A 25,536-nucleotide genomic window follows, 5' to 3' on the forward strand; every position below is an offset into this window, starting at 1 on the left:
CGCCTTACTCCGCCGGAAACGTCACCGCCTCGATCCGGTTGCCATCGGGATCGGTCACGAAGGCCGCGTAATAGCGCACGCGGTCATGTGGGCGGATGCCCGGCGCGCCGTCGGACGCGCCGCCGGCGGACAGTGCTGCGGCGTGAAACGCATCGACCTCGGCCGTCGTCTTCGCCCGCAGACAGATGTGAACGCCGCTTTCCGATGGGACGTGCGGCATCCCCTCGCGTAAGTTGATCCAGAACTCCGGATAGGCCTTGCCGAAGCCGACCGTCCGCGGCCGCACGACGAGGCGCGCGAGCCCGAGGGCCGCGAGCGTCGTCTCGTAGAATTTTGCAGAGCGATCGAGATCGGTGACGCCGACGGAGATGTGATCGATCATATAATACCCCCATCCGTCGTTGCCGGCCTCTCCCCACTCTCCGCTGTCATCGCCCGCGAAGGCGGGCGATCCAGTACTCCGAGACGCCGCGGCGTTACGGAGAAGCCACGGCGTACTGGATACCCCGCCTTCGCGGGGTATGACAGCCGTGCCAAGAGCTACGCCGGCGCCCCCGACTTCACCAGCTTGTAGATCACCGAGTCCATCAGTGCCTGGAACGAGGCGTCGATGATGTTCGGGGACACGCCGACCGTGGTCCAGCGATCTCCGTTCTCGTCCTCGCTCTCGATCAGCACGCGCGTGACCGCGCCGGTGCCGCCGTTGAGGATACGGACTCGGTAGTCGATCAGCGTCAGGCCCTCGATGTACTTCTGGTACTTGCCGAGGTCCTTGCGCAGCGCGACGTCGAGCGCGTTGACGGGGCCGTTGCCTTCGGCGGCCGAGATCAAGCGCTCGCCGGCGACGTCGACCTTGACCACTGCAAGCGCGACGGTGACGCGCTCGCCGTGCGAATTGTAGCGCTGCTCGACGTTGACGTCGAACTGCTCGACCTCGAAATAATGCGGCACCTTGCCGAGCGTCCGGCGCGCCAGCAGATCGAACGAGGCGTTGGCGGATTCATATGCGTAGCCGGCAGCCTCACGTTCCTTCAATTCCTCAACCAGCCGCGTCAGCTTGGGATCGCTCTTCTCGTAGGCAATGCCGGCCCGGTCGAGCTCGGCGATGACGTTGGAGCGTCCGGCCTGGTCTGACACCAGCACCTTGCGATGATTGCCGACCAATTCCGGCGGCACATGCTCGTAGGTCTGCGGGTCCTTCAGCACGGCGGAAGCATGAATGCCGGTCTTGGTGACGAAGGCGCTCTCGCCGACATAGGCCGCATGCCGGTTCGGCACGCGGTTGAGCATGTCGTCGAGGGTGCGCGAGACCTTGACGAGAGTTGCGAGCTTTTCGGGCGTGACGCCGATCTCGAAGGCGTCGGAAAACTCCTTCTTGAGCTTCAGCGTCGGGATCAGCGAGCACAGATTGGCGTTGCCGCAGCGCTCGCCAAGGCCGTTCAAGGTGCCCTGGATCTGCCGCGCCCCGGCGCGCACCGCGGCGAGCGAATTGGCCACGGCCTGCTCGGTGTCGTTATGGGCGTGGATGCCGACATGATCGCCGGGGATTTGCTTCGTCACCTCGGTGACGATGGCTTCGATCTCGTTCGGCATGGTGCCGCCATTGGTGTCGCACAGCACCACCCAGCGCGCGCCGGCCTCATAGGCGGCCTTGGCGCAGGCGAGCGCGAAGGTTGAATCCTCCTTGTAGCCGTCGAAGAAGTGCTCGCAGTCGAGCATGACCTCGCGCCCCGCGGCCTTCGCCGCCGCGACGCTGTCGCGGATCGACGCCAGATTTTCTTCCTTCGTCGTCTCCAGCGCGACGCGCACCTGATAGGCCGAGGACTTCGCCACGAAGCAGATCGCATCGGCCTTCGCTTCAAGGAGCCCGGCCACGCCGGGATCGTTGGAGACCGAGCGCCCTGCCCGGCGCGTCATGCCGAAGGCGGTGAAGCGCGCATGCTTGAGCTTGGGCTTGGTGCCGAAGAACTCGGTGTCGGTCGGATTGGCGCCGGGATAGCCGCCCTCGACATAGTCGATGCCGAGATCGTCGAGCATCGCCGCGATGACCTGCTTGTCGGTCAGGGTGAAATCGACGCCGTTGGTCTGCGCCCCGTCGCGTAGCGTGGTGTCGAACAGATAGAGACGCTCCTTGCTCATTGCGCAGCTCCGAGCGTCTTCTTCATCGTGGTGTTGGCGAGCCACTCGTCGTTGATGGTGATGCTGTTACGCTGCATGGCGACATAGCCGCGCTTGGCGAAGAAGTTTTGCGCGGTGTCGCTGGCATCGACCGACAGGCTGGTCGCGCCACGGCCGCCGGCGAGCTTTTCCAGCGCGTCCACCAGCATGGTCGCGATGCCCTGACCGGTCACGGCGGGATGCACATAGAGCATATGGATGTGATCGGCCCCGCGCAGCGAGGCGAAGCCGACGGGCGAGCCCTCCAGCGTGGCGACCAGCGTGAGATCGGCCGCGAGCCGCTTGCCGAACTCTTCGGTTTCCGCCGCCTCCATCCAGGCCTGCTGCTGCGCCTCGTTGTAGTCTTCGCCGGTCAGCTCCTCGATGCTTGCCGTGAAGATCGCGGCGAGAACCGGCACGTCATCAGGCAGGAACGGTCGCAAGCCGGGCTTTGGCAAAGTCTGTCCCATCGTCTTCACCACATCCCATAGAGTTTCAGCGCCAGCGCCACGGCGGCCGCGAGCAGCAGGATCTTCAGCGCGATGTAATAGAGCCAGTGCCGCGGGAAAGGCGTGTCGGGCCGCTTCATCGCGCGACCTCCCAGGTCGTCCCGTCCTTGGAGTCCTTGATCGCAACGCCCATCGCGGCAAGCAGATCGCGAATGCGGTCGGATTCTTTGAAATCCTTGCGGCTACGGGCGGCCGTCCGCTCCGAGATCAGGCGTTCGACTTCCTTGGCATCGACCCCGCTGGCCTGCTGCTTGCGCCCTTCCCACTGCGCAGCGCTTTCGGAGAGGATGCCGAGCAGGCGCAACGAGCCCGCCAGCGCGCTCACGTCGCTGCCACGCAGGCCGTGCAGCGCCGCGATCGCCAGCGGCGTGTTGAGGTCATCGAGCAGCGGCTCGACCACGGACGCGGCCGGCTGGCCGGGCTCGGCGTCGGCCGCGACCCGATACCAGTCGTCGAGCGTCCTGGCGCTCTCCTCCAGCGACTTCAGGGTCCAGTCGATCGGCGAGCGGTAATGTGTCTTCAGCATGTTCAAGCGCAGCACCTCGCCCGGCCAGTCGGCGAGGAGCTCGTGGATGGTGACGAAGTTGCCGAGCGACTTCGACATCTTCTCGCTCTCGACCTGCAGGAAGCCGTTGTGCATCCAGTAGTTCGCCATGCGCTCCTGGTGGAAGGCGCAGCAGGTTTGCGCGACCTCGTTCTCGTGATGCGGAAACACGAGATCGATACCGCCGCCATGGATGTCGAAATACTCGCCGAGATGCTTCCAGGCCATGGCCGAGCACTCGATGTGCCAGCCCGGACGCCCCTGCGCGGCGATCCCGGCCGGCGACGGCCATGACGGCTCGCCCGGCTTGGACGGCTTCCACAGCACGAAGTCGGTATTGCCCTTCTTGTAGGGCGCGACGTCGACGCGGGCGCCGGCGACCATCTCGTCCAGCGAGCGATTGGACAGCGCGCCATAGCGCGGCAGGCCGGAATTGGCCGCGTTCATCGCCTGCGGCGAGAACAGCACATGGTCCTCGGCAGCATAGGCAAAGCCGCCCTTGATGAGCCTTTCGATGATCTCGCGCATCTCGCCGATATGCTCGGTCGCGCGCGGCTCGACGCTCGGCCGAAGCGCCCCGAGCGCGTCGACGTCGGCGTGAAACTGCTTGCCGGTCTGCTCGGTGACCTTGCGGATCGCCTCGTTGAGCGGGAGCCCCGGAAAATCGCGCGCGGCGCGGTCGTTGATCTTGTCGTCGACGTCGGTGATGTTGCGGACATACGTCACGTGCGCCTCGCCATAGAGATGGCGCAGCAGCCGAAACAGCACGTCGAACACGATCACCGGCCGCGCATTGCCGATATGGGCGAAGTCGTAGACGGTCGGTCCGCAGACATACATGCGGACGTTCTTCGCATCGAGCGGCACGAAGGTGCGCTTGTCCCGGCTCAGCGTATCGTAAAGGCGCAATTCCATATGGATACCCGTCGGCTGTTGGCCGGGCGTCCGAGGCTCTCAATGTTTTTGAGAAAAGACGGCTCCAGCCAGCGAATCGCTAGCTCGTAATCTCGCGGCAAATGCCACAAATGGCGAGGAGACCGTACATGCGGCCACATATGGGCTATCAGGCGCCCCCGCGTCAAGAGAGCCGCGAAAACGCCGTTTTATCTCCGCAAAGCGCGGCCGCCCCGCCTTGATGGTTCATCATCCTTAACCTTTTGAGTTTACTTGGAACCCGGCGGTTCCCTAAAGCCCCGGTGCACCCATGCGATCCCTGCTCGCGCTCGTCTCTTGTGCCTCCATCATCGCGGCATCCAGCGCGCTCGCCGAGACCCGCGTCTTCATCATCGCCAACCAGGCGGACGGCTACGGTGTCGACCAGTGCCTCGCCAAGGGTGAGAAATGCGGCGCACAGGTCGCGCGCACCTATTGCCAGTCACGCGATTTTGCCCAGGCCTCGGCCTATCGCCGGGTCGATCCCGACGAAATTACCGGCTCTGTCCCCAAAACTGGCGCAAACTGCTCCCATGGCCATTGCGACGAATATGTCGCAATCACCTGCCAGCGCTGAATTCCCTCGGAGCTGGCGGACCTTAGGACCAGTTTTCGGCCCCTGAAACGACGTGACGATGCCGCAGGAAGCGGCTATTGGAGGGCGCGCGTCGGCCCCCAAAATCACGCCGGGCCGTGACCTCGCTAGAATGGCGGATATGCCTGAATTTTTGTCTCTCTCCCGTGCCCGCTCCATCCTTGCCTGCACCGTGCTTCTGAGCACGGTCATGCTCGCCAACGGTGCTTTCGCGCAGGCGGGCCCGCCCGGCCCGCCGCCTCAGCCCGGCCAGAACGGGCTTGGACCAAATCCGATGTGCGTGCGGCTGGAAGGCCAGCTCGTCGCGCTCGATCGTGGCGGCGGCGGTGGCGACCCCGCGCGCGAAGACCAGATCCGCCGCTACCAGGATTCCCAGGCCAAGCAGCAGGCCGAGCTCGACCGGGTCACCATGCAGGCCAAGCGCATGGGCTGCGATTCCTCCGGCTTCTTCTCGCTGTTCAACGGCCAGTCGGCGCAATGCGGTCCGGTTAACACCCAGATCCAGCAGATGCGCGCCAATCTGGACCAGATCACCGGCAATCTCGAACGCCTGCGCGGCGGCGGCCCCGGCGGCTTCAGCCCGGAGCGCGACAACCAGCGCCGCTCGGTGCTGGCGGCGCTGGCGCAGAACAATTGCGGCCCGCAATATGCCAACGCCGCGCAATCGCAAGGCGGCGGCAACTTCCTGAACAATCTGTTCGGCGGCGGCGGCAACAACCCCAACAATCCGCAAGGCGTGCCGCCCTCCGATCTCGGACCGCAATCTGGCACCTACCGCACCGTGTGCGTGCGCACCTGCGATGGCGCCTACTTCCCGGTCTCGTTTGCCACCGTGCCGGCGCGCTTCCCCGACGACGAGAAGACCTGCAAGGCGCTGTGCCCGGCCGCGGAAGCCGTGCTCTACACTCATCGCAATCCCGGCGAGGACATGAACTCCGCGGTCTCCACCAGCGGCCAGCCCTACACGGCGCTGCCGACCGCGTTCAAATTCCGCAGCGAGTTCAACCCGTCCTGCTCCTGCAAGGCCGCAGGCCAGACCTGGGCCGACGCGCTGAAATCCGCCGACGACAAGGCGGCGGCCGAGCAGCAGGGTGACATCATCGTCACCGAGGAGAGCGCCAAGAAGATGCAGCAGCAGCGGCTCAACAAGGGCACGCCTGCGACTGCCAAGAAGGGCGCGGCGCCCGCGCCGACGACGGCCAGCGCACCGGCTGCGGCAGCGCCTGCGGAGACCGGCACGGCACCCCCGTCGTCGGAGAACAAGCCGATCCGCTCGGTCGGTCCGACGTTCCTGCCGCAGCAGCAGAAGTAGGCTCTAACCCGTCATGCCCCGCGAAGGCGGCCGCCAGGTGCGGCCGTTTCGCTGCTACTGCTTACCCTCGCGGCTCCACGGGAAGAGATTGGCCGGAAAGTCCGCTGCGTAGCGCTTTCCCTTCGGGGGCGGCGGCGGCTCGTCCGGTGGATTCGGATTCGGCTCGACCACCCGCCGATAGAGGTGCCAGGTGGCATGACCGAGCACCGGCAGGACGACAGCGAGACCGACGAAGAACGGCAGCGAGCCGATCACGAGCAGCGCCGCGACGATGAGGCCCCATCCGGCCATCGCAACCGGATTCGCGGCCACCGCTCGGAGCGACGTGCGGATCGCGTCGATCGCAGTCGCATGCCGGTCGAGCATCAACGGAAACGACACGACGCTGACGCACAAGGCCACAACCGCAAACAGGAAGCCACAACCGCAACCGACGATGACGAGTGACCAGCCTTCCGGTGTCGTCAGCACCCGCGTTGCGAAGTCGGGAATGCTTGCGGCCGCCGCGTGACCGAAGATCGTGACATAGATTGCGTTCGCGACACCGATCCAGGCCCCGAACAGGACCAGCAGGAGCACGCCGAGCTCGACCATGGCGCCGAACGACGGTGCGCGCAGCACCTTGATCGCATCCCATGCATCGACCTCCTCGCCGCGCTCGCGACGCCGGCTGAGTTCATAGAGACCGATCGCGGCAAAAGGGCCGATCAAGGCAAAGCCGGCAGCCAGCGGAAACAGGAGCGGCAGCACCGAATAGCCGAGAACCATCCTGAACAGGACGAGACCGAGAACGGGATAAATCACGCACACGACGATCGCGTGGCTCGGCATCGCCTGGAAATCCTCCCAACCCAGGCGTAGGGCCTCGGTCAGGTCGGACAAGCTGATCTTGCGAATGGGGTAGGAGGCCGCTTCGCCGAACAGGTGCCGCTTTATGATGTTGTCGGGATAAAGAGTGGCCATGGACACACCCTCCTCTGCTGAAAGTCGCGGCGGCAAACGGCGCGCTTTCCGGCCGCGCGTATCCGCCCTTATGTGCGGGAGACGCGATCGAGCCGAGTACGGCAGTTCCAGGCTCAACGAGGAAGGAGCTTAGCCGGACGAAACCCGTCGCGACCTGCGCCCCGAGCTTAGCGCGCGCGATCTGGAATGACCAGCGCTCCCGGCTGGGTGAATTGTGCGTCGCATATTTTGTGCGATGCATCACATCGAGAATGCGACCGAGGCTCGCCAGCTCGCACGGCAACATCGATCGCCCACGCCGCGTAAGCGTGTTGACATGCTATTGACGCCGGGTTCGCGGGGGATCATTTTAAATGCCTGGACGCCCCCAGCGGTCGCGGTCTTCCTCTTGAATATCGCGACTGGTTGAATGGGCGAGGCAAGAGGCGCGGTGATGGCGCATATGTCAGCATAGATGTCCGCGTAGAGAAAGTCCGCCATCGCGACAGACGTGAGCTCCGCCCTGGATTCGTATCCGTAGCCTTCGATGGCAAGGATGGATCAGGATGGCTGTCGCACTGATACTGCTTCTGGTCGCGATCGGCTCGGTGCTGTTTCACCTCTACAGCCCGTGGTGGTGGACGCCGATCGCCACGAACTGGGCCTATATCGACCACACCATCAGCATCACGTTCTGGATCACGGGCTTCGTTTTCGTCGCGGTCATCGTCTTCATGGCCTATTGCGTCTTCCGCTTTCACCACAAAGAGGGAAGACGGGCCGACTACAATCCGGAAAACAAAAAGCTCGAATGGTGGCTGAGCGTCGGGACCGGCGTCGGAGTCGCGGCCATGCTGGCGCCCGGTCTCGTGGTCTGGCACCAGTTCGTGACGGTGCCTGCGGATGCCACCGAAGTCGAGGTCATGGGCCAGCAATGGCAATGGAGCTTCCGCCTTCCGGGCAAGGATGGGCGGTTGGGCACATCCGATGTCCGCAACATCGCTTCCGACAATCCGATGGGACTCAATCGTGACGACCCGCATGCGCAGGACGACGTCGTGATCGAGAACGGCGACCTGCACCTTCAAATGGGAAAGCCAGTCAAGGTTCTCCTCCGCTCGGTTGATGTCCTGCACGATTTCTACGTGCCCGAATTCCGCGCCAAGATGGACATGGTCCCTGGCATGGTGACCTACTTCTGGATAACGCCGATCCGAACCGGAACGTTCGATGTTCTATGTGCGGAGCTTTGTGGCGCTGCTCATTATCAGATGCGGGCCAAGGTCATCGTCGACGAAGAGCGTGAATATCACGCTTGGCTGGAGCAACAAAAGACGTTTGCCGAATTGTCGCCGGTAAGAGCTGTCGTGAAGGCGACGTACCAATCCGGTGGCAAGTAGCAGGCTGCCGCTGCGAAGATGGATCGGGTGCACGAGGCCGACGCCTCACCCCCGATGGAAACGACCGAGGAGGTTTCTATGGTCGATATTCCATATGAAGGGATCGCAGGCATCCCGCCTGCCGAAGTACCTGAAGTCGAGCTCTATCATCCAAGGAGCTGGTGGACACGGTATGTCTTCTCGCAGGACGCCAAGGTGATCGCCATTCAGTATTCGCTGACGGCCTCGGCCATCGGGCTGGTGGCCCTGGTGCTGTCGTGGCTGATGCGACTGCAACTGGGATTCCCCGGCACCTTCTCTTTCATCGATGCCAACCAGTACCTCCAGTTCATCACCATGCACGGCATGATCATGGTGATCTATCTGCTCACCGCATTGTTCCTCGGCGGCTTCGGCAACTACCTGATCCCGCTGATGGTCGGCGCCCGGGACATGGTCTTCCCATATGTGAACATGCTGAGCTACTGGGTCTACCTGCTCGCGGTCCTGGTGCTGGCCTCGACATTCTTCGTCCCCGGCGGCCCCACCGGCGCCGGCTGGACGCTATACCCGCCGCAAGCAATCCTCTCCGGAACGCCCGGGCAGGATTGGGGCATCATTCTCATGATGTCGTCCCTGATCCTGTTCATCATCGGCTTCACGATGGGCGGCTTGAATTATGTGGTCACGGTGCTGCAGGCGCGCACCCGCGGCATGACGTTGATGCGCCTGCCCCTGACGGTGTGGGGCATTTTCACGGCGACCGTCATGGCGTTGCTGGCATTCCCTGCACTCTTCGTCGCCTCGGTGATGCTGCTGCTCGACCGCCTGCTGGGAACCAGCTTCTTCATGCCCTCCCTCGTCGAGATGGGCACGCTTTCGAAATATGGCGGCGGCAGCCCGCTGCTCTTCCAGCACCTGTTCTGGTTCTTCGGCCACCCCGAGGTCTACATCGTTGCCCTGCCCGCCTTCGGCATCGTCTCCGATCTGATCAGCACGCATGCGCGCAAGAACATCTTCGGTTATCGCATGATGGTCTGGGCCATCGTGGGGATTGGTGCGCTCAGCTTCGTCGTGTGGGCGCACCACATGTATGTGAGCGGCATGTTCCCGCAATTCGGGTACTTCTTCGCCACCACGACGCTCATCATCGCGATCCCCACCGCGATCAAGGTCTACAACTGGGTGCTGACGCTGTGGCGCGGCGACATTCATCTCAGGGTGCCGATGCTGTTCGCCCTCGGCTTCATCATCACCTTCGTGAATGGCGGCCTCACCGGCCTCTTCCTCGGCAACGTTGTCGTGGACGTGCCCCTCTCGGACACCATGTTCGTGGTCGCGCATTTCCACATGGTGATGGGCGTGGCACCGATCATGGTCGTGCTCGGCGCGATCTATCATTGGTACCCCAAGGTCACGGGGCGGATGCTGAACGACGTCCTGGGCAAGTTTCACTTCTGGGTCACCTTCCTCGGCGCCTACCTGATCTTCTTCCCCATGCACTATCTGGGACTGCTCGGGGTTCCGCGCCGGTATTTCGAACTCGGCGACACGGCGTTCATCCCGTCCTCGGCCCATACACTGAACGCCTTCATCTCCGTGGTGGCCCTGACCGTCGGCTTCAGCCAGATGGTGTTCCTGTTCAATCTTGCCTGGAGCCTGTTCAAGGGTGAGGCCTCGGGCGGCAATCCGTGGCGGGCGACGACGCTGGAGTGGCAGACGCCGGAGACGCCGCCGGGGCACGGCAACTGGGGCAAGGAGCTCCCGATCGTGTACCGCTGGGCCTATGACTACAGTGTGCCCGGTGCTGCGGAGGACTTCATTCCGCAGAACCAGCCGCCGCGCGCGACGCAGCTCGTTCAGGGAGCTGCTTCGTGAGTGCCATCATCCTGTTCCTGGCTGTGCTTGCGGTGATCGCCGGATGGTGGCTGTCGCAGCAGCGGCTGATGGCCAAGCCCTGGCTGGAGGAAGGCTCGGTCGGTGATTTCCCCGGCGGCGATAGCATGACCTGGCCGGCAGCGAAGGTCGGACTTGGCGTGTTTCTCGCTGTCGCGAGCACACTGTTCGTCCTCTTCATCAGCGCCTACTCGATGCGCATGAGCGTGGTGGACTGGCGGCCGCTGCCGGTCCCGCGGCTGCTGTGGGTCAACACGGGCGTCCTGGTCCTGAGCAGTGTCGCGCTGCAATGGTCGTACGTGGCTGCCGGGCGAGACGATACCGAGAGCGTCAAGATCGGTCTGCTCGCCGGCGGAGCATCTGCCGTGATCTTCCTCGCCGGACAGCTCCTGGCCTGGCAACGGCTCGGGGCTGCCGGATATTTCGTGGCGTCCAATCCGGCAAATTCCTTCTTCTACCTGTTGACCGCGGTGCACGGGCTGCATCTGACGGGTGGCCTGGTGGCCCTCGGGCGAACCTCGGCCAAGGTATGGCGCGGCGCCGAGATCGCCGAGATGCGCTTGAGCGTGGAGCTGTGCGCCATCTACTGGCACTTCCTGCTGTTGGTCTGGCTTGTCCTGCTCGGTCTTCTCACGGGCTGGACCGACGATTTCGTCAACATCTGCCGTCAATTGCTGAGCTAGGGAGGCGAGACCAGATGGCTGAAACCGTGCTGACACATTCGGGCCAATCGCCTGCGCGGCTTGAAGGCTGGCGCGGCATCGCCGCCGACTGGGCGTCCGATCAGCGCGCCTTCAAGAACGTGTCCTGGGGCAAGGCCATGATGTGGATCTTCCTCCTCAGCGACACCTTCATCTTCAGTTGCTTCCTGCTCTCCTACATGACGGCGCGCATGTCCACGACCGTGCCGTGGCCGAATCCCAGCGAAGTCTTCGCCCTCAATATCGGGGGCCACCACATCCCGCTGATCCTGATCGCCATCATGACCTTCGTCCTGATCAGCAGCAGCGGCACGATGGCGATGGCCGTCAATTTCGGCTACCGCCGCGATCGCGTGAGAACCGCAATCCTGATGCTGGTCACGGCGGCATTCGGCGCAACCTTCGTCGGAATGCAGGCGTTCGAATGGACCAAGCTGATCATGGAGGGCGTTCGACCCTGGGGCAATCCATGGGGCGCGGCGCAGTTTGGCTCAAGCTTTTTCATGATCACGGGTTTCCACGGCACCCACGTGACGATCGGCGTGATCTTCCTGATCGCGATCGCGCGAAAGGTCTGGCGGGGCGACTTCGACGTCGAGAGGCGTGGCTTCTTCACAAGCCGCAAGGGCTATTACGAGATCGTCGAGATCATGGGCCTGTACTGGCACTTCGTCGATCTCGTGTGGGTGTTCATCTTTGCATTGTTCTATCTTTGGTGAGGTCGGCGCATGACAAACGCGGCGGTACACATGGAAGGCCAGCTCCACGCTCCGGCGCACGGCGCAGTCGCAACAGCAGCCGTGCACGCCAAAGGGCAACAGCACCCGATCAAGCTCTACCTCGTGGTCTGGGGCTGGTTGTTCGTCCTCAGCACATGCTCCTACCTTGTCGACTACTTTGGCCTACACGGCTACCTCAGGTGGTCGCTGATCCTGCTGTTCATGGTGTTGAAGGCCGGCCTGATCGTCGCCGTCTTCATGCACATGGCCTGGGAGCGGCTGGCCCTCACCTATGCCATCCTGCTGCCGCCGATCGCGGTAATGGTGTTTGTGACCATCATGGTGCTCGAATCCGAATACACCCACTTGCTTCGGGTGATGTTTTTCGCAGTCCCGTCGTAGCAGCAAGCTGATTTCGCACTGTCATGCCCCGCGAAGGCGGGGCATCCAGTAACCCGTGTCAGCAGTCGGTTCCTACAATGCCCGCCACGGAGTACTGGATCATCCGCCCCCGCGGATGATGACAGCGGTGGGGCGCCATCGCCTGCCCCGCCGCGCGGCTCGCATCAGCCCTCGAACGCGTCGATCGACGCCTTGCTGCCGCGTGAGACCAGTGTCTCGTCCGCCGCAGGCGACGGCTCGCCCTTGTCGCGAAAGCGGTTGGTGATGGGATAGCGGCGGTCGCGGCCGAAATTCCGGGCCGTCACCTTCACGCCCGGTGCAGCCTGGCGGCGCTTGTATTCGGCGACGTTGAGCAGATGATCGATGCGGGTGACCGTCTCGCGGTCGAAGCCGGCGGCGATGATCTTGTCGAGCGGCTCCTCGCGCTCGATCAGACGCTCCAGGATGGCGTCGAGCACGTCATAAGGCGGCAGCGAGTCCTGGTCGGTCTGGTTCTCGCGCAGCTCCGCCGTCGGCGGGCGCGTGATGATATCAGGCGGAATGACCTCGCCCGCAGGCCCGAGCGCGCCGTCGGGCTTCCAGTGGTTGCGCAGCGCGGCCAGCCGAAACACCTGCGTCTTGTAGATGTCCTTGATCGGATTGAAGCCGCCGTTCATGTCGCCATAGAGCGTGGCGTAGCCGACCGACATTTCAGACTTGTTGCCTGTCGTCACCACCATCAGCCCGGTCTTGTTGGAGATCGCCATCAGCAACGTGCCGCGGGTGCGGGCCTGCAGGTTTTCCTCGGTGATGTCGGGCGGCAGATTCTTGAAGATGCCGGACAGGATGGTCTCGAAGCCGGTCACGGCTTCAGCGATCGGCAGCACCTCGTAGCGGATTCCGAGATGCCCGGCGAGCTCGCCCGCGTCCGCGATCGAGCTCGCCGCGGTGTAGCGATAAGGCAGCATCACGCCGTGCACCTGGTCGGCACCGAGCGCATCGACCGCGATCGCCGCGCAGAGAGCGGAGTCGATGCCGCCGGAAATGCCGAGCAGCACGCCGGGAAAGCCGTTCTTGGCGACATAGTCGCGCAAGCCCAGCACACAGGCGGCGTAGTCGGCGTGGTCGCCCTCCGGCTGCGCGGCAATCGGCCCCGCGCAGCGCCAATCCTCGCCGTTCCTGGTGAAGCGCAATGTGGTGACACTCTCTTCGAACGCCGGCAATTGCGCCGCGAGCGAGAGATCGCCGTTGAGCGCGAAGGAACCGCCGTCGAACACCAGCTCGTCCTGTCCGCAAACCTGGTTGAGATAGACCAGCGGCAGCCCGCTCTCGGTGACGCGCGCCACGGCGACCGAGAGGCGCACGTCGCTCTTGTCGCGGGCATAGGGCGAGCCGTTCGGCACCAGGATGATCTCGGCGCCGGTCTCGGCCAGCGTCTCGACCACGTTCTCGTAATCCTCGGACTCCTCCTGCCAGATGTCCTCGCAGATCGGCACGCCGATGCGCACGCCGCGCACGGTCACGGGACCCGCGGCCGGGCCGCGCGAAAACAGCCGCTTCTCGTCGAACACGCCGTAATTGGGCAGATTGCACTTGAAGCGAAGTGCGGCGATTTTTCCGCCATCGAGCAGCGCGCAGGCATTATGGAGCCTGCCGTCCTCGACCCAGGGCGTGCCGACCAGCACCGCCGGGCCGCCATCGGCGGTCTCGCGCGCGAGCGCCTCGATCGCGCCGCGGCAGGCGTCCTGGAACGCCGGCTTCTGCACCAGATCTTCCGGCGGGTAGCCGGCGATGAACAATTCCGGAAACAGCACGAGATCGGCGCCGTCGGACCTGGCTTGCGCGCGCGCGGCACGCACCTTCGCGGCATTGCCCTCGATGTCGCCCATGGTCGGATTGAGCTGGGCGAGCGTGACCGCGAATACGTTGAGACGTTCGGTCATGGCCGCCGCACTCCGCTTCAGAGGAACCCCAATCGCTCGATGATGGCGATGATCCAGAATGCGCCGGCCATCAGCAGCGCAACGCCGACCGCGGCCGAGCCCATGTCCTTGACCCGGCCGATCTGTTTGTCGTGATCCATGGTCAGCCGGTCGGCAAGCTTCTCGATCGCGGTGTTGAGCAGCTCGACCGTCAGCACGAACGCAACCGAACAGACCAGCTCGACCGCCCGCAGCGCCGTCGCGGCGACGAACCATGCCAGCGGCACCGACAGGATGAGCGCAAAAATCTCCTCGCGAACGGCCTGCTCCGACCGGAACGCGAAGGCCAGACCGTTACGCGAATTGATCGTCGCCTTCCAGATCCGCAGCAAGGTGTTAGAGCCCCGCGGCGACCGGCATCGGCCTGGCCTTGCCGGCGCGTTCCTGCTTGAGGAGCTCCGCGATCAGGAAAGCCATGTCGATCGATTGCTCGGCATTAAGGCGGGGATCGCAGACCGTGTGGTAGCGGTCGTTGAGATCCTCGTCGGTGATCGCGCGGGCGCCGCCGATACACTCGGTGACGTCCTGACCGGTCATCTCCAGATGCACGCCGCCGGCGTGCGTGCCTTCCGCCGCGTGGATGGTGAAGAACGACTTCACCTCCGACAGGACGCGGTCGAACGGGCGCGTCTTGTAGCCTGACGTTGAGGTGATGGTGTTGCCGTGCATGGGATCGCACGACCAGACCACAACCCTGCCCTCGCGCTTCACGGCGCGGATCAGTCCCGGCAGATGATCGGCGACCTTGTCGGAGCCGAAGCGGTTGATCAGCGTCAGCCGGCCCGGCTCGTTGTCGGGGTTGAGCACGTCGATCAACTTCAGCAGCTCGTCGGACTTGAGCGACGGGCCGCACTTCAGGCCGATCGGATTCTTGATGCCGCGGAAATATTCGATATGGCCGTGATCGAGCTGCCGGGTGCGGTCGCCGATCCAGATCATGTGGCCCGAGGTCGCGTACCAGTCGCCGGTGGTGGAATCGACGCGGGTCATGGCCTGCTCGTAGCCGAGCAGCAGCGCTTCGTGGCTGGTGTAGAAATCGGTCGCGCGCAACTCGGGATGGGCCTCGAGATCGAGGCCACAGGCGCGCATGAAATTGAGCGCGTCCGAGATGCGGTCGGCGAGTTCCTTGTAGCGGCGGGACTGCGGGCTATCCTTGAGGAAGCCGAGCATCCACTCATGCACGCTGCCGAGATTGGCGTAACCACCGGTCGCGAACGCCCGCAGCAGGTTCAGCGTCGCGGCCGACTGGCGATAGGCCATCAGCTGGCGCTGCGGATCCGGCACGCGCGCTTCCTTGGTGAAGGCGATGTCGTTGACGATGTCACCGCGATAGCTCGGCAGCTCGACACCGTTCATCTTCTCGGTCGGCGACGACCGCGGTTTTGCGAACTGGCCGGCAATGCGGCCAACCTTCACCACCGGCACCGCACCGGCATAGGTCAGCACCACCGCCATCTGGAGCAGCACGCGGAAGAAATCGCGGATGTTGTTGGCGCCGTGCTCGGCAAAGCTCTCGGCGCAATCGCCGCCCTGGAGCAGGAAGGCCTCGCCGGCCGCAACGCGGGCCAGCGACTTCTTCAGATTGCGCGCCTCGCCCGCGAACACCAGCGGCGGAAAGGTCGCAAGCTGCGCCTCGACGTCGGCCAAGGCCTTGGCGTCGGGATAATCGGGCACCTGTAGCACCGGCTTGCTGCGCCAGGACTCGGGCGTCCACCGCTCGGACATCGCAATCTCTCCGTGAAGTAAAAAAGCACAACCTGATCTGTGGGTTGCGAGGGCCGCCTTATACACAGCCCGGTCCCCGGCCGCCAGTTGTAAATCCATTTCGCACTGCAAACCCTTGCGGGGAAAGCCGAATTCGCATTTGCTGAGGGCTGGCAAGGAAACCGGCAGGACATCGGCTGCCCATGGACGCGGCGCGCGACGACGTTTTCATCGACGAGATCAGCTTCCCGGCGACTGACGGGTATCCGCTGGCAGGCACCCTGTTCCTGCCGCGCGGCACCAAACGCCATGCCGTGCTGATCAACTCCGCCACCGCCGTCCCGCGAAAGATCTATCGCGGCTTTGCCTCCTACCTCGCCCATCGCGGCTGCGCGGTCCTGACCTACGATTATCGCGGCATCGGCGATTCCCGGCAGCCGGCGATGGTCGGCTACAACCAGCCGAAATCGCTGGTCGGATTCAAGGCCTCGATGTCGGGCTGGGCCGCGCAGGACGTCACCGCCGCGGTGCGCTGGATGCGCGAGCGCTACACCACCCTGCCGCTCGCCTATGTCGGCCACTCCTTCGGCGGCCAGGCGCTGGGGCTGATCGACAACAACAGCGACATTTCACGCGCCGCCTTCGTGGCCTCGCAGGCCGCGACCTGGCGGCTGATGGAGTCGCCGGAAAAATATCGCGTCTACGCCTTCATGAATTTCGTCGGTGTGCCGCTCGTCCACGCGCTCGGCTACGCGCCGGCCTGGGCCGGTATCGGCGAGGATCTGCCCAAGGGCGTCTTCCTGCAATGGGCCGACTGGGTCTCCAGCCCGCGCTATCTGTTCGACTCCAAATTGCCGGCGCTGGAGAACTTCGCAAAGTTCAAGGGCGAGCTGCGCGCGCTCTGCTTCTCCGACGATCCCTGGGCGACGCGGCCCGCGGTCGAGCTGCTCGCGAGCGGCTTCTCCGCGATCAAGCCGGAGGTGCTGACGGTCAAGCCGTCCGAAATCGGCGCCAAGGCGATCGGCCATTTCGGCTTCTTCCGCCCGGAGCACCGCGACACGCTGTGGCGCGGCGTGGCGGAATGGATCCAGGGGGAGTGATATTACGCGGCCGCCGCGGGCAGTTTGATGACGATCCGCAATCCGCTTCGTTCGCCCTCCGTGATGTTCGCAGCGTCGATCGATCCCCCAAGCCGATCGACAATCCGCTTGACGATCGAGAGGCCCAGACCGACGCCCTCGCCTTCCGGCCGCTGCCCACGGAAGAACGGCTCAAATATCCGGCCGATCTCTTCGGGGGACACGCCTGGCCCATTGTCCTCGATCCGAAGCACAGCCTTGGTGCCGTCCCGGTAAATCGCCACATCGATCCTGCCGCCCGCCGGCGTGAAACGGAGCGCGTTATCGAGAAGATTGCGGATCATGGCTGCGAGCATGACCGGCTCGCCGCGCACCGGAGCTGACTCGGCCCGTTCGAAACCAAGATCGACTCCGCGGCTGATCGCCTCCCGCAACAGATCGGCGATGACGCTCTTCGCCGCGAGGTCGAGCTCCACAACCTCCCATTGCCCGCAATCGGTGGACTCAGCGTCGTGTCGTGCCAGCGCAAGCAACTGCTCCAGAAGATGCTTGCTGCGACTCATGCCCTGCCGAAGCGCTGCAAGGCGCTCGCGCGCGGCCGGTGGCAGTTCGACGTGATCGAGATTCTCAGCCTGTACGCTCAACGCCGTAAGCGGAGTGCGCAGTTCGTGCGCGGCGTCCGCGATAAACCTTCGCTGCTGCCCTATCATCTCGTGCATGCGCTGCAACAGGCCGTTGATGGAAGACACGAACGGATTCAGTTCGCTTGGGAGGTCGCGCAGCGGCAAGGCCGTCATGTCATCCGCACGCCGTGCGTTGAGTTCGTCCGCCAGCCGGACCATGGGTCGAAGCGATCCGGCTATGACAAGGGCGATCACCAGCATCAGGCAAGGGATCAGCGCGGCGATCGGAAGCACGGTGCGGAGCGCCATGTCACTTGCGATCTCATCCCTGACACCCGTGCTCTGGGCCACGGCAAACCGGCTGCCGTCGGATCGCGTCTTCAGCACCACCCGGACCGGCTTTCCCTGTCGCGTTGCATCGCGCATCCCATCCTGAAGCCGCCACAATTGGCGCTCCTCGGGTGTGCCTTGCGGCGCCCTGCCCAGCTCCATCAGCCAGACTTCGGAGTTTTCATCGACCCCATGGAGGTCCTGAGCTCCGGTGAAGCCACCGCTCTGAACGAGGCCCGCGATCTGGATCAGCACGGAGTCCTGCGTCTCGATCGCCTCATCGAATGCCCACCGGTGTGCGAAGACGCCTCCGATGAGGCCGGTCACCAGCACGATCGTCGTCAAGCTGATGAACAGCCGGCCGCGCAGCGAGTTGATCATGGCGCGCGATCCACCATCCATCCCATCCCGCGCACATTACGGATCGCCTCCGTGCCGAGCTTCTTGCGGATGGTGTGGATCAGGAATTCGACCGCATTGCTTTCGACCTCCTCGTTCCAGCCGTAAAGCTGCCGCTCGAGCTCGCTCCGCGACAGGATGGTGCCGGGGCGCGTCAACAAAGCCTGGAGCAGCGCGAACTCGCGCGCGGTCAGGAGGGCCGTTTGGCCAGACAGCGACGCCTCGCGGGTCGCAGGATCGAGACTGAGCTTGCCGTTGCCAAGCACAGCGGACGCACCGCTGCCTTCGCGGCGAAGCACTGCCCGCATCCGAGCCAGCAATTCGCGAATCTCGAATGGCTTGACCAGATAATCGTCTGCGCCGAGATCGAGGCCTTCGATCCTGTGATCGACGCCATCCCGCGCGGTGACGATAATGACCGGGCACCTGCAGCCATTCGCGCGCAACTGCCGCAGGATATCCCGGCCGTCCGCGTTCGGCAGGCCGAGATCGAGCAGCAGCACCTCGTAAGACTCGGCTGAGGCGGCAAGCAGCGCGGACTCGCCATCCCTCACCCAGTCGACGGCGTAGGCAGCATCCTTCAGCGCCTGCTCGACGGCGGCACCGACCATCCTGTCATCCTCGATCAGTAAAACCCGCAAAGCTCGATCCTCGAAACCGCCGGGCCATCCGGCCGTCAAAATCATGACCGTTCCGACTTAGCGCAGAGTTAGGGAGCGCCAGCAGGCCCAAAATGCGGCGAAGGCCGCCCCGCGTTGAAGATTCTCGTCCCTAAGCCCGGCCTAAGTCGCCTGCGCGACGGTCTCGCATCGCTTCGGCTTGGGAGATTTGGGCGTGTCGCAATATTCAGGTTTTGGCGCAAAACGGATGCTGAACAAGGTTCCGGAGGTCACGGCGATCTTCTGGGCCATCAAGATTCTCTCGACCACGGTTGGCGAGACCGGCGCCGACTATCTCGCGGTGCATGTCGGCCTCGGCGCCAGCCTGACCGCGATCTGCATGAGCGGCCTGCTGGTCGCTGCCCTGCTGCTGCAACTGAACCGCCGCGTCTACGTGCCCTGGATCTACTGGCTGACCGTCGTTCTCGTCAGTATCGTCGGCACGCAGCTCACGGATCTCCTGACCGACAAGCTCGAGATCAGCCTCTACATCAGCACAGCGGCGTTCGCTTGCGCGCTCGCCGCAACCTTTGCGGTCTGGTACGGCGTCGAGCGTACGCTGTCGATCCACAGCATCGTGACGACGCGGCGCGAGCTGTTTTATTGGACGGCCATCCTCTTCACCTTCGCGCTCGGCACGGCCGCAGGCGATCTTGCCACCGAAGCACTTGGTCTCGGTTTCCAGCTCGGCGTCGCCGCCTTCGGCGTGCTGATCGCGGCGGTGATGATGGCCTATTATTTCGGCGCCAATCCCGTCCTCACCTTCTGGCTTGCCTACATCCTGACCCGCCCGCTCGGCGCCTCGCTCGGCGATCTGCTCTCGCAATCACGCGAGTACGGCGGCATCGGCCTCGGCACGATCCAGACCAGCATCGCCTTCCTGACCGTGATCGTCGGCCTCGTCGCCTGGGTGACCTTCGAGGGCGACGACAGGCGCCGCGCCGATCCGGCGCAATAGCTTCAACCGCGAAATCCCGCTCTCTGCATGAAGCAGGAGCTCCACCAGGAGAAACCACATGATGAAACTGATTTCCGCCGTCGCCGTCTGCCTCGTGACGACCTTCACGGGCGAACCGCGCATGCATGCGAGCCAGCACTTCACCTTCGTGCCGCTCGCGGAAGCCGCGACCGCAAAGCTCGGCGATCTCACGCCGTTCCGGAGCATCGTGGTCGACGTCGCCGCGCTGATCGACAAGGGCGACCTCCCCGCCGCCAAGACAAGGATCAAGGACCTCGAGACCAAATGGGACGAGGCAGAAGCCGGATTGAAGCCGCGCGCGGCAGCCGATTGGCACACCGTCGACAAGGCGATCGACCGCGCGCTGGAGGCGTTGCGCGCGGGCGCGCCGGATGCGGCGAAGTGCAAACAGGCAGTCGCTGATCTGCTCGCGGCCATGGATACCGCCGCGAAGTCCTGACGCCTCTGCGCGCCATCATCCCGTCAGCCGCGGATCCCGGTCCGCGGCTGACATATCAACGAGGACACCATGGAAGATCAGACCAAAAGCAATATCATCAGCGAGAGCAAGGTCCCCGAGGTCACGCTCGGTTTCTGGATCATCAAGATCGCCGCCACCACGCTCGGCGAGACCGGCGGTGACACCGTCACCATGACGCTGAACTGGGGCTATCTGGCCGGGACCTGCCTGTTCCTCGCGGCCATGATCGTCCTGGTCGCGGCGCAGGTCCGCGCGCGCAAATTCCATCCGGCACTGTATTGGGCCACCATCGTCGCATCGACCACCTTCGGCACCACGATGGCTGACTTCGCCGACCGCTCGCTCGGCATCGGCTATACCGGCGGCTCGACGCTGCTGCTCACTTGTCTCGTGCTGGTGCTCGGCCTCTGGTATCGCGCCGAGGGAACGATCTCGGTCAACAGCGTCAGCACACCGCGCGTTGAGGCGTTCTATTGGGGCGCGATCACCTTTTCGCAAACGCTGGGTACTGCGCTCGGCGACTGGATCGCGGATACCGGCGATATGGGCTATCGCGGCGGCGCATTGATCTTCGCGGCCGGACTCGTCGTTATCGCTGCACTTTACTTCTGGACCCGCGTCTCACGCGTCACGCTGTTCTGGGCCGCCGTCATCTTGACGCGTCCGCTGGGTGCGACCGTCGGCGACTTTCTCGACAAGCCGCTCGACCACGGCGGGCTGGCGCTGAGCCGGCCGCTGGCCTCGGTCGTGATCGCAGCTTTTATGCTGGGGTGCCTGCTGCTGATCCCGCAACGCGCGGGGCAGCATCCCGGCGACGCCCCGGCGCCGGAGCAAGCCTGAATGGCCGAACGTTAGCGAATGATCGTCGTCAGAGACGAGTAGCGCCGGTTCGGCTTGGCCTCGCCCGGCGCAAACTGCGCGAAGGCCTCGCTGACGCGGACCGCCGGCGGCGTATCGCTGGCGAAGCGGAATTCCTTCGGCCGCGGCGCGTAGAAGCTGGCGCTGTAATAGGCGTCGTCGAAACGCGCCTCGCCGACGCCGAACAATGCGTCGCAGACGAACAGGAGCGCGTAGACTCCCGCAACCGCCGCAACGATCTCCCTGAGAACAGACATGTCGATGCCCCAACCTTTTGCAGGCAGGATGCACGCCGGTTCCAAAGTGGAGGTTTAAGGCAGCAGCCTTCTTGTCCGCAGGGTTTGCCGCCGCTGAGCGGAATGCAGACAATTTTATCGATGTCGAAAAGAGAGCCCGCCTGACCGGACGATCAGGCGGGCCCAGGATTGGCCGATCGGGAGGTTATCAGACGGCCAGATTCATCCAGACAGCCTTGGGCTCGGTGAAATTGTCGAGCGCGGCGGTGCCGTGCTCACGGCCGAGGCCGGAGTCGCGCTCGCCGCCCCAGGGCAGGCGCACGTCGGTGTAGCCATAGGTGTTCATCCAGACCGTGCCCGCACGCGCCCGCTTGGCGAAGCGCTGGAGCTTGCCGATGTCGCGGCTCCAGACCCCGGCGGCGAGGCTGTAGGCCGTGCCGTTGGCGATCCTGAGCGCATCGGCCTCGTCCTTGAACTTGATGACGCTGACGACGGGGCCAAAAATCTCCTCCTGCGAGATCCGCATCTCGTGTGCGACGCCTGCGAACACCGCGGGGCTGATGAAATAGCCGCGATCACCGACTTTCTCGCCACCGGTGACGAGGGTCGCGCCCTCCTTTTGGCCGATGTCGACATAGTCGAGGATCGACTTCATCTGCTTCTCGGAGATCACAGGACCGAGCACCGTCTTGCGATCGAGCGGATCGCCGATCCTGAGCGACTTTGCGCGCGCCGCCAGACGCTCCACGACTTCGTCGTAAGCCTTCTCCTGCACCAGCACGCGGGAGCCGGCCGAGCACACCTGGCCGGCATTGAAGAAGATGCCTGAGGCCGCAGCCTTGGACGCCGCTTCGAGATCGGCATCGTCGAAGATGACGTTGGCCGACTTGCCGCCGAGCTCGAGCGAGACGCGCTTGAAGTTGCTCGCCGCGCCCTTCATGATTCCACGGCCGACGCCGGGTGAGCCGGTGAAGGTCACCTTGTCCACGTCAGGGTGATTGACCAGCGCGTCGCCGACGACGCGGCCCGGACCGGTGACGACGTTGAAGACGCCCGCCGGCAGGCCCGCTTCGAGTGCGAGCTCGGCGATGCGCAGCGCCGACAGCGAGGTCAGCTCTGCCGGCTTCATCACGATGGTGCAGCCGCAGGCCAGCGCCGGCGCGAGCTTCCACATGCCGATCATCAGCGGGAAATTCCACGGCACGATGGCCGCGACCACGCCGACCGGCTCGCGCACGGTATAAGTCAATGCATCGTCGCGCACCGGCACGACATCGCCGCTGATCTTGTCGGCCCAGCCGGCGTAATAGATCAGCGTGTCGACCGCGGCCGGAAAATCCTGGCGCGTCGTCGCGGAGATCGGCTTGCCGGCGTCGATCGATTCGAGCTCGATGATTTCTTCGGCGTGCTGCTTGAGCAGGTCCGCCCAGCGCAGCAGGATCTGGCCGCGCTCCGACGCCCGCATCGTGCGCCAGGGGCCTTCGAAGGCCCGCCGCGCGGCTGCCACGGCGTGCTCGACATCGGCCTCGTTACCCTCGGCGACGATGGCGATGACCTGCCCGGTGGCGGGATTGAGGGATTTGAAGGTACGGCCGGAGCTCGCGGGGACGCGGCGGCCGTCGATGAGCAGATGCTGCGGCCGGGACATGAACTCGGTGGCCGGCGAGTGCGCAAAGTCATATGCAACGGACATCATATTTCCTCCTGATCTGGTATACCAGACTAGGCGCCTATTGGCCGGAGTAAATATGATATGGTTTGCAAATGGACGCCTCACATATGAAGTGCAGTTCATAAGGATTTCAGATGCTTCAGATCGAGATCGAGGCCGTCTGGCGATTTCGCCACGAGGGCAGCCCGCGCACCGCCGTGATCATGCTCGGCGTGCTCAACGAGATCCGGAAGACCGGAAAGATCACGAGCGCGGCCAGCGATGTGCACCTGTCCTACCGGCACGTCTGGAATCTGATCGAGCAATGGTCGGAGTTCTTCGGAACCCCTCTGGTCGAGACCCAGCGCGGCAAGGGCTCGAAGCTCACGCCGTTCGGCGAGCGGCTGGTATGGGCCGGCGAACGCATGCAGGCCCGGCTCGGGCCGCAGCTCGAAAACCTGGCGCAGGAGCTGGCGAGCGAGATCAAGCCGTTCCTCGAACAGCGCCCTTCGGTGATCCGCGTTCATGCCAGCCACGGCTTTGCCGTGGCAAAGCTGCGCGAATTCCTCGATCGCGAGCCCGGCATCGGCGTCGATTTGCGCTATGTCAGCAACCAACATTCGCTGGTCGCGCTGGCGCAGGGCGCCTGCGATCTCTCGGGCCTGCATCTGCCGCACGGCGCGTTGCGGGCCCAGGGCATCAAGGCGGCGCGCGAATGGCTGGATCCGCGCGAGGATCGCATCATCAGTTTCGTCACGCGCGAGATGGGGCTGATGGTCGCGCGCGGCAATCCGCTGCGTATTTCCTCGCTTCAGGATCTCACCGGTCCAAAAGTCCGCTTCGTCAACCGCGACCATGATTCCGGCACGCGCCTGTTGTTCGACCAGCTGCTTGCCGCGAACGGCATCGACGAGAGCAAGATCAACGGCGCGCAGCAGATCGAGTTCACCCACGCCGCCGTCGCGGCCTATGTCGCGAGCGGCATGGCGGATGCGAGCTTTGGTGTCGAGGCGGCCGCGCGCCACTTCGGCCTCGATTTCATCCGCATCCTCACCGAGGATTATTTCTTCGTCTGCAAGCGTGCCTTCCTCGATACCGGGCCGATGCAGCGCATCCTGGAGATCATGCGCAGCGCCGATTTCCGCGCCGCCGTCGCCACCCTGCCCGGCTACGTGCCGTCGGATACCGGTAACGTAACCGGCGTGAAGGCGTTTCTGGAGATGCACGCCGTGCGATGATGCTCGGCTCGGCAACGATCTCACGTCCGGCCGCTGGGACGCGCGGTACGGGCACTATCGGCAGCGTCCGACCTTCGTCGGTTCGCTCAAGCTGATCGTCAACCACATCTGCCCCGGCGCGGCACCTTATTGCCGAGCGCTCGGACTCAGCAGGCAAGCCGCAAGCTCGGTGCGGTTGTGCACGCCGAAGCGTCGGCACAGGTTCGCGACGTGCTCCTTCACGGTCTGATCGGAAATCCCCATCTCGCGGGCGATTTCCTTGTTGGTCTGGCCGCGGCAGACCCGGATCGCGACGTCCGCGGACCGTGGCGGAAGCGATGCCGAGAGCGTCGCCACCGGCGTCGTTGCCGGCTCGGGGACCCGGATTGCGGCAGGATGGGCGTCGATCGCGCCCGCGTTCGTCATGTTGGTCAAAGCGAGCGAGCCGGCCCGACACAGCATCTCCATGCGCTGCCGCGACCGCATCGTGTAGGGCGCGTCCGTATCGGTCGTCGCCGTAAACAGCACGCCGACGATCTTCTGCCCGCACCACAACGGGCCGCCCATGTTGTATGCAAAGCCCCACTCGTGCAGCATCTCGAAGGACGGACTGTGCCGCCATTGCTGCGGACCGATCACCGTTTCGCCGTCGACCGCGCGGCCTTGGGTCATGATGCAGTCGAGCACGGGGTCGCGCTTCCAGAAGCCGGCCCTGTAATTGTCGAGCAGGCCTTCTGCGACGTGCCGGCTGTAGACCAGTTCCGGTTCGAGCCCGTCGAGCAAATAGAGGCCGACGGTCGGCGATCCCGTCAATTCCGTGATCGCCGAGCAGCAGGCAATGCCAAGCGCGCGCACCGAGCGGCTCTCGGCGATGGACATCAGCCGATCTGCGAGCTGGCGCTCGGGCAGACCATCCAAATGCTCCTGCTCGGCTCTCACCGCCACTCCTCGCGCGAACGCGCGGTGCCCTCGGACACACGCGCGTCATTGCCGATTGTTATAGGCTTAAAATTTCTGCCTCGCCTGACCTTTGGTCAAGCGAAAAGAAGCGGCAAAACACTGCTCTCCCGGCCCAGCTTTGCGGCAGAGCAGCATGGCCAACACCCCCCATGATGGGGGATTGCTGCTTTGGCCGCCTCATCTCTAGCATCCCGGCCATCGGGATCGCGTAACGACGTTCGCGCGGTTCCGACGGGGACATCTCGACACCAACGCGAGCCGTTCGTCGCGCGCACCAACAGTCTTTGGCGCGTTTGGGCGGAGTCTTGCCCGCGACCGGCGTCTGTTCCGC

Annotated in this window: 25 protein-coding genes; 12 read left to right on the forward strand and 13 right to left on the reverse strand. The window is 64.3% G+C overall.

The features are described from left to right. Nucleotides 1-4: 4 nt before the first annotated feature. From AB7531_RS27540 to cysS, 4 genes are all read right to left on the reverse strand, one after another. Nucleotides 5-382, reverse strand: coding sequence for a VOC family protein (locus tag AB7531_RS27540; RefSeq protein WP_063983979.1), 378 nt, complete (start codon nt 380-382; stop codon nt 5-7). 158 nt (nt 383-540) lie between these two features. After that, entirely contained in the window at nt 541-2,139 is a 1,599-nt protein-coding gene (gene cimA, locus AB7531_RS27545; RefSeq protein ID WP_063983980.1) for a citramalate synthase, read from the reverse strand. Continuing rightward, nucleotides 2,136-2,627 (reverse strand): GNAT family N-acetyltransferase, encoded by a 492-nt coding sequence (locus AB7531_RS27550; protein ID WP_063986451.1) that lies wholly within the window; start codon nt 2,625-2,627, stop codon nt 2,136-2,138. Before AB7531_RS27550 ends, cimA begins: the two co-directional genes overlap by 4 nt. A gap of 115 nt (nt 2,628-2,742) precedes the next feature. Further along, on the reverse strand, nt 2,743-4,125 hold the full coding sequence (gene cysS, locus AB7531_RS27555) for a cysteine--tRNA ligase (protein ID WP_063983981.1): 1,383 nt from the start codon (nt 4,123-4,125) through the stop codon (nt 2,743-2,745). A gap of 289 nt (nt 4,126-4,414) precedes the next feature. On the opposite strand from cysS, the gene AB7531_RS27560 reads away from it, so the two are divergent. Continuing rightward, a complete protein-coding gene (locus AB7531_RS27560) occupies nt 4,415-4,720 on the forward strand; it encodes a hypothetical protein (RefSeq protein WP_063983982.1) in 306 nt (101 codons plus the stop codon). 130 nt (nt 4,721-4,850) lie between these two features. Then, entirely contained in the window at nt 4,851-6,050 is a 1,200-nt protein-coding gene (locus tag AB7531_RS27565; RefSeq protein WP_063983983.1) for a DUF2865 domain-containing protein, read from the forward strand. A 54-nt stretch (nt 6,051-6,104) separates the two neighbouring features. Here AB7531_RS27565 and AB7531_RS27570 read toward each other — a convergent pair whose 3' ends face one another. After that, nucleotides 6,105-7,013, reverse strand: a complete 909-nt coding sequence (locus tag AB7531_RS27570) for a DUF2189 domain-containing protein (RefSeq protein ID WP_063983984.1) — start codon at nt 7,011-7,013, stop codon at nt 6,105-6,107. Between the two features lie 545 nt (nt 7,014-7,558). Here AB7531_RS27570 and AB7531_RS27575 point away from each other — a divergent pair. The 5 genes from AB7531_RS27575 (at nt 7,559) to AB7531_RS27595 (ending at nt 12,089) form a co-directional block, all read left to right on the forward strand. After that, nucleotides 7,559-8,392 carry a cytochrome c oxidase subunit II gene (locus AB7531_RS27575; protein WP_063983986.1) on the forward strand — a complete coding sequence of 278 codons (834 nt, stop codon included), beginning with the start codon at nt 7,559-7,561 and terminating at the stop codon, nt 8,390-8,392. 78 nt (nt 8,393-8,470) lie between these two features. Further along, complete coding sequence (locus AB7531_RS27580) at nt 8,471-10,249, forward strand: cbb3-type cytochrome c oxidase subunit I (protein ID WP_063986452.1); 1,779 nt, start codon at nt 8,471-8,473, stop codon at nt 10,247-10,249. Beyond that, the gene (locus AB7531_RS27585; RefSeq protein ID WP_063983987.1) at nt 10,246-10,950 is read left to right on the forward strand and encodes a cytochrome c oxidase subunit 3; all 705 of its coding nucleotides are present in this window, start codon (nt 10,246-10,248) and stop codon (nt 10,948-10,950) included. Before AB7531_RS27580 ends, AB7531_RS27585 begins: the two co-directional genes overlap by 4 nt. 14 nt (nt 10,951-10,964) lie before the next feature. Continuing rightward, a complete protein-coding gene (locus tag AB7531_RS27590) occupies nt 10,965-11,687 on the forward strand; it encodes a heme-copper oxidase subunit III family protein (RefSeq protein WP_063983988.1) in 723 nt (240 codons plus the stop codon). 9 nt (nt 11,688-11,696) lie between these two features. After that, a complete protein-coding gene (locus tag AB7531_RS27595; protein ID WP_063983989.1) occupies nt 11,697-12,089 on the forward strand; it encodes a cytochrome C oxidase subunit IV family protein in 393 nt (130 codons plus the stop codon). A gap of 164 nt (nt 12,090-12,253) precedes the next feature. Here AB7531_RS27595 and AB7531_RS27600 read toward each other — a convergent pair whose 3' ends face one another. The 3 genes from AB7531_RS27600 to AB7531_RS27610 are packed head-to-tail and all read right to left on the reverse strand — an operon-like array spanning nt 12,254 to nt 15,775. After that, entirely contained in the window at nt 12,254-14,011 is a 1,758-nt protein-coding gene (locus AB7531_RS27600) for an NAD+ synthase (RefSeq protein ID WP_063983990.1), read from the reverse strand. 17 nt (nt 14,012-14,028) lie between these two features. Further along, nucleotides 14,029-14,382 (reverse strand): diacylglycerol kinase, encoded by a 354-nt coding sequence (locus tag AB7531_RS27605; RefSeq protein ID WP_063983991.1) that lies wholly within the window; start codon nt 14,380-14,382, stop codon nt 14,029-14,031. Nucleotides 14,383-14,386: 4 nt separating this feature from the next. Continuing rightward, nucleotides 14,387-15,775 carry a class II 3-deoxy-7-phosphoheptulonate synthase gene (locus AB7531_RS27610; protein WP_063983992.1) on the reverse strand — a complete coding sequence of 463 codons (1,389 nt, stop codon included), beginning with the start codon at nt 15,773-15,775 and terminating at the stop codon, nt 14,387-14,389. A 182-nt stretch (nt 15,776-15,957) separates the two neighbouring features. Between AB7531_RS27610 and AB7531_RS27615 the strand changes: the two genes are divergently transcribed. Beyond that, complete coding sequence (locus AB7531_RS27615) at nt 15,958-16,854, forward strand: alpha/beta hydrolase family protein (protein WP_063983993.1); 897 nt, start codon at nt 15,958-15,960, stop codon at nt 16,852-16,854. Nucleotides 16,855-16,856: 2 nt separating this feature from the next. On the opposite strand, the gene AB7531_RS27620 is transcribed toward AB7531_RS27615, so the two are convergent. Both AB7531_RS27620 and AB7531_RS27625 read right to left on the reverse strand, forming a co-directional pair. Continuing rightward, entirely contained in the window at nt 16,857-18,167 is a 1,311-nt protein-coding gene (locus tag AB7531_RS27620) for an ATP-binding protein (RefSeq protein ID WP_084795172.1), read from the reverse strand. Continuing rightward, nucleotides 18,164-18,826, reverse strand: coding sequence for a response regulator transcription factor (locus AB7531_RS27625; RefSeq protein WP_063986453.1), 663 nt, complete (start codon nt 18,824-18,826; stop codon nt 18,164-18,166). The genes AB7531_RS27620 and AB7531_RS27625 overlap by 4 nt, the downstream gene beginning before the upstream one ends. A gap of 226 nt (nt 18,827-19,052) precedes the next feature. Between AB7531_RS27625 and AB7531_RS27630 the strand changes: the two genes are divergently transcribed. From AB7531_RS27630 to AB7531_RS27640, 3 genes are all read left to right on the forward strand, one after another. Further along, a complete protein-coding gene (locus AB7531_RS27630; protein ID WP_063983995.1) occupies nt 19,053-19,802 on the forward strand; it encodes a COG4705 family protein in 750 nt (249 codons plus the stop codon). Between the two features lie 121 nt (nt 19,803-19,923). After that, nucleotides 19,924-20,262, forward strand: coding sequence for a hypothetical protein (locus AB7531_RS27635; protein ID WP_063986454.1), 339 nt, complete (start codon nt 19,924-19,926; stop codon nt 20,260-20,262). A 69-nt stretch (nt 20,263-20,331) separates the two neighbouring features. Then, a complete protein-coding gene (locus AB7531_RS27640; RefSeq protein WP_441280188.1) occupies nt 20,332-21,123 on the forward strand; it encodes a COG4705 family protein in 792 nt (263 codons plus the stop codon). Between the two features lie 11 nt (nt 21,124-21,134). Here the strand turns inward: AB7531_RS27640 and AB7531_RS27645 are convergent, their stop codons facing one another. Further along, complete coding sequence (locus tag AB7531_RS27645; protein ID WP_063983997.1) at nt 21,135-21,398, reverse strand: hypothetical protein; 264 nt, start codon at nt 21,396-21,398, stop codon at nt 21,135-21,137. Nucleotides 21,399-21,585: 187 nt separating this feature from the next. Continuing rightward, nucleotides 21,586-23,070: an aldehyde dehydrogenase family protein gene (locus AB7531_RS27650; RefSeq protein WP_063986455.1), complete on the reverse strand. Its 1,485-nt coding sequence runs from the start codon at nt 23,068-23,070 to the stop codon at nt 21,586-21,588. A gap of 113 nt (nt 23,071-23,183) precedes the next feature. On the opposite strand from AB7531_RS27650, the gene AB7531_RS27655 reads away from it, so the two are divergent. Beyond that, the gene (locus AB7531_RS27655) at nt 23,184-24,266 is read left to right on the forward strand and encodes a substrate-binding domain-containing protein (RefSeq protein WP_063983998.1); all 1,083 of its coding nucleotides are present in this window, start codon (nt 23,184-23,186) and stop codon (nt 24,264-24,266) included. A gap of 126 nt (nt 24,267-24,392) precedes the next feature. Here the strand turns inward: AB7531_RS27655 and AB7531_RS27660 are convergent, their stop codons facing one another. Further along, nucleotides 24,393-25,184 (reverse strand): response regulator transcription factor, encoded by a 792-nt coding sequence (locus tag AB7531_RS27660; protein ID WP_135214413.1) that lies wholly within the window; start codon nt 25,182-25,184, stop codon nt 24,393-24,395. Nucleotides 25,185-25,536 lie beyond the last annotated feature (352 nt).

It is taken from the genome of Bradyrhizobium sp. 63_E2_N1_3, assembly GCF_052076005.1.
GTDB lineage: Bacteria > Pseudomonadota > Alphaproteobacteria > Rhizobiales > Xanthobacteraceae > Bradyrhizobium > Bradyrhizobium barranii.